A 4261-nucleotide genomic window follows, 5' to 3' on the forward strand; every position below is an offset into this window, starting at 1 on the left:
AGCACCACCAGATGGAGCTCGTCCACATCGGAGGCGATCTGCTCCTCCAGCAGGTAGGGGAGGGCCGCCGCCGACTGGCGGTTGTAGCGACCCGGCAGGGTGACGCGCCGGAAGATCAGATCGCTGCCCGGCACTAGCGTGACCACGGGGCGGCCACCGGCCCGCTCCTGCAGCTCGCTCAGGGCATCGGCCGAAGGTAGGGTGCCGGAGGCGATGATCTCCTGCTCCTGACCGGACCAGACCAGCCAGGCCACGGGTTGTTGTTTATTGGTCCCCAGTCGGATGACCAGACTTTCGCTCACGCATCTCTCTCCTGCGATACCGGTTTGCAAAGGGCGTTGTGCGCCCTGGCAACCGGTGCGCAGCCCGCAGGCTGCATCCAACATCTCTCGAACCCGCGGGCGAGGGCCCGCAGATGCGCTGTTTATTCGGCGCCACTACTGAGGCGGCGCAACATCACCAGTTTATTGTCCTTGCCCCGCTGGAACAGGGTTTCGAGCCAGGCCCGGTTGTCGCCGACCTCGGCCACGACTCGGGCTTCGAAGAAGTCGCTCTTGACCACCAGCGCCTCTTTCAGTCCTTTCACCGCATCGACCGGAGCGAGCATGTCTGTCATCAGCTTGCTCTCTTTCCACCCCTTCTGTGGCCGCTCATTCAGTACTCGCTTGGCGTCATCCAGCCCGATAGTACCCAGATAGAGGGCGACCAGCAGCTCGGGGCGCTGGGGGGCAAGGGTATTGATATTGATCTTCAACTTGTCGTTGGGCAGGGTGCAGACATAGGGAGCCAGTTTGGCATAGACCCTGGCCGTCACCCCGCGCATCGCCCGCAGCTCATCCTTGCCCAGCATCCACTGATTGGCGGTCAGGTAGGGTGGCTTGAGCCCCTCGTAATAGGCGTCCTCTGCACCAAGGCTGGAGACCAGCACCGTATCCTTGTCAGTCCAGTCACGGATGGCATCGGTGAGCTGGGCCGCCTCGTAATCATCCATCGCCAGCTGTTTGAGCAGTTCGCGAAACACCTGCACCGGATAGGGCTGCTGCGCCAGCTCCTCGCCGCTCCCCGCCTTGGAGGCCACGCTCAGGCTGTTGAGGTTGAAGCAGGATTGCAGGTCGGTCACCTCGCCCTTGAGCTGGCCATCGTCCACCGGAAACACAGTATTCTTGCGAGCCCAGTTCTGGCTGAGGTTAACCACCTCGGGGTTGTCCTTGAAATCCTGCGTCAGCACCTTGCTTACCAGCGCTTCTGCCGAGAGGGCATACCACCACGCTTGTTTGCCTGTGGTGATGTTGGCGGTGCGGCGCAGCTCAAGCTGCAGGCGGCCGCTCATATTGCTGGCGATGATCACCATCACCGAAAGGATCAGCAGCACCACCAGCAGCGCCATGCCGCGCTGGCGACCGGGAGCGGCGAGATTAGCCCGCATTGGCGCCCCCTCCGTTCTGGCTGTCACCATTACCGCCATTGGTATTGCCGTTGCCGCCGTTGTTCCCGTTGTTGCTGTTGTTGCCACCTTGGTTGGGGTTGCTGCTCTGGCTGTTCTCTTCGGCTCGCTGGCCACCGGCACCAATCAGGAACTGGCGGCGAATGGTGCCGTAATCTTCCAGATCCAGCTCCACTGCCAGCCCGTGGGGCAGCACGCTGCGCTGGGTCCACTCCTCTTTCCAGTTGCCCTTGTCGAAGAAGTAGAGGCGAAACGCCGTGACTCCCGCCAGCACCGGCTGGATGCGCGGCTCGGTGCCGATCACCGGATCCGGATAGAGGTAGCTCAGGCGCTCCAGCTTCTGATCCTTGAGACGCCAGCCGACCCGCTGCAGATGGGAGCGGGGCAGCATGCCGTCCGGGTTGAGCCAGCCGCTGCGCATAAAGGCCATGCCCCAGTCATCGCTCTGCTGGCCGAATCGGGAAGCCGCCAGCAGCACCTTGTTGTTCTCCCCCTCGATGCGACCGCTACGCGGCACCATCTGGGTGATATCTCGCTCCAGCAGGGTGAAGGCGAGCTGCAATTCGTTGAGGCGGGCCTCCTTGCGCTTGGCTACCTCGTCGCTGGTGAGCACCCCTTGTAGCACCTGATAGGCACCCATGCTGAGGCTGGCGAAGATGGCGATCGCCACCAGCATTTCGAGCAGGGTAAAACCGGCATGGCGGACGGGGCGAGGCGTGCGGGCGGATAGCTGGGTCATCGGCTGATATAGGTCCGCATCATGGCGACCGGGTTCTCGGCCTTGGCCTCGGTACGCACTTCCATATCGAGCGCCCGGAAGTTGTTGTCGGCGGTGGCGACGCCGCGATAGCGCCAGTACCAGGTGCTGCCCGCCATCTGCTCATCCCCTTCCACCCAGCTGTCACCAGGCCACTTGTTCTCGAGCTTCTGTTGCACCAGCTGGTTCTCTACCACCCAGGTGGCGAGTGTCTTCTGCTCCAGATAGTTGAGGGCCGAGAGGTGTTCGCTGGCGGTTTTCATTACCGCGAGACCCGCGATGGCAAAGACGGCCAGTGCGACCATGACTTCGAGTAGTGTCATGCCGCGGGCGTTCATTCGCTCACCTCTTCATCTTCATCGTCGGTGAGCAGGGTGAGGTGGCCGAACTCGTCCCCCTTGACGATGCGGGTGTAGCGGGCATCGTCATCCTGCTGGGTGAAGGTGAGCACGAACGGGCTCAGCTCGCCGCCCGGGAAGATGAGCAACTGCGGCGTGCGCTCCTTCTCGTCACGCTTCTGTTCGGTTTTCTCGTCGGAGTCCGGCTGCCAGCCAAAGCCTTCCAGCTCCAGCGCCAGCGTCATGTTCTCGGCCAGTTGCACCGGCCCCAGCTGCTTGTCGCCAGTCAGGGCCAGCCACTTGCGATCCTTGGCTTGGCGCTGCATGAATTGCCAGCCATTCTCCTCGACGCGAACGCCCACTAGCCGGCCATCCATCACCGCGTACTCTTGCGCCAGTTGCAGGGTTGCCATCAGGCGGCGCGCCTGCTTGTCGATCTCCCTGTCACCTTTTGCGCCACCCATGCTGAGGGTGACGGCTGTGGCTACCAGCCCCATCAGCATGGCGACCAGCAACACTTCCAGCAGGGTAAAGCCGGATTGACGGTGAGAGGAGAAAGCGCGCTTCATGCAGTCAGCTCACAATGAGTGCGGTGAGGAAGCATCACTTATTGGAAATCCTTCAGGTTCCAGTTGCCGATGTCGTCATCGGTACCGGCTTCACCATCCAGACCCATGGAGAAGATGTCGATCTTGCCGAACTGGCCCGGGCTCAGCAGCTGGTACGGGTTGCCCCAGGGATCTTGCGGCAGGCGCTTGATGTAGCCGCCATCGCGGTAGCTGCGCGGCGCCGGATCGATAGAAGGCTTGGTCACCAGCGCGTCCAGACCCTGTTCGGTGGTCGGGTAGCGGTTGTTGTCCAGCTTGTACATGTCGAGGGCGTTTTCCAGCGCCACGATATCGGAGACCGCTTTCTGCTGGTCTGCCTTCTCCTTGTTGCCCATCAGGTTGGGCACCACCAGACTGGCCAGAATGCCGAGGATCACGATGACCACCATGACTTCCAGCAGGGTAAAACCGGATTGACGACGTTTGTTCATGAGTTGCTCCGTAACGAATGAGATGGGATGGCCCATCAGAGAGTGATCACTGGGTGGGTTCGACGGGCCGCCAGCGGCGCCACCGAACACCGGAAACTTACATATTCACCATATTGTTGAGCTCGAGGATCGGCTGCAGGATCGACATCACGATAAACAGCACCACCCCGGCCATGGATACCACCAGCATGGGTTCGAACACCCCGAGGGCGATGTTGACCTGGGATTCAAACTCCCGATCCTGGTTGTCCGCCGCCCGCTCCAGCATGCTGTCGAGCTCGCCGCTCTGCTCGCCGGAGGCGATCATGTGCAGCATCATGGGCGGGAAAATCTTGGTCTCGGTCAGCGACTTGCGCAGACTGGTCCCCTCGCGCACCCGTTCGGCGGCCTCGAGAATGCGCATTCTGGCAAAGTCGTTGGAGAGCACTTCGCCGGCGATCTTCATCCCCTCCAGCAGCGGCACCGCGCTGGCGTTGAGGATGCTTAACGTGCGGGCGAAGCGGGCGGTGTTGAGACCGCGACTGACCCGGCCAATCACCGGCAGGCCGAGCAGCACCTGATGCCAGCGTCGGCGACGCTTTTCATCGGCGAGCCACCAGCGCCAGACAAAGCAGCCAAGGAAGATCAGCAGCAGAAACCAGAGGCCGTAGGCCTGCATCAGTTCGCTGGTACCGATGAGAAAG

Annotated in this window: 4 protein-coding genes and 3 pseudogenes; all 7 read right to left on the reverse strand. The window is 62.0% G+C overall.

Features of this window, described 5'->3' with window-relative positions; translation table 11 throughout:
* Positions 1 to 302, reverse strand: a pseudogene (gene exeL, locus AB5Y92_RS01075) (GspL family type II secretion system protein ExeL); the annotation flags it as partial.
* 122 nt (positions 303 to 424) lie between these two features.
* Positions 425 to 1426, reverse strand: coding sequence for a GspK family T2SS minor pseudopilin variant ExeK (exeK, locus tag AB5Y92_RS01080; protein WP_368225212.1), 1002 nt, complete (start codon positions 1424 to 1426; stop codon positions 425 to 427).
* A gap of 109 nt (positions 1427 to 1535) precedes the next feature.
* A pseudogene (gene gspJ, locus AB5Y92_RS01085) lies at positions 1536 to 2183 on the reverse strand (type II secretion system minor pseudopilin GspJ); the annotation flags it as partial.
* Positions 2180 to 2539: a GspI family T2SS minor pseudopilin variant ExeI gene (exeI, locus tag AB5Y92_RS01090; RefSeq protein WP_005338301.1), complete on the reverse strand. Its 360-nt coding sequence runs from the start codon at positions 2537 to 2539 to the stop codon at positions 2180 to 2182. The pseudogene gspJ and the gene exeI, both read right to left, overlap by 4 nt.
* Entirely contained in the window at positions 2536 to 3108 is a 573-nt protein-coding gene (gene exeH, locus AB5Y92_RS01095; RefSeq protein WP_164537444.1) for a GspH family T2SS minor pseudopilin variant ExeH, read from the reverse strand. The genes exeI and exeH overlap by 4 nt, the downstream gene beginning before the upstream one ends.
* 38 nt (positions 3109 to 3146) lie before the next feature.
* Positions 3147 to 3578 (reverse strand): GspG family T2SS major pseudopilin variant ExeG, encoded by a 432-nt coding sequence (gene exeG, locus AB5Y92_RS01100; RefSeq protein ID WP_005338297.1) that lies wholly within the window; start codon positions 3576 to 3578, stop codon positions 3147 to 3149.
* A 97-nt stretch (positions 3579 to 3675) separates the two neighbouring features.
* Positions 3676 to 4261, reverse strand: a pseudogene (gene exeF / locus AB5Y92_RS01105) (GspF family T2SS innner membrane protein variant ExeF); the annotation flags it as partial.

This window comes from Aeromonas sp. R1-1 (assembly GCF_040908495.1).
Lineage (GTDB): Bacteria > Pseudomonadota > Gammaproteobacteria > Enterobacterales > Aeromonadaceae > Aeromonas > Aeromonas veronii.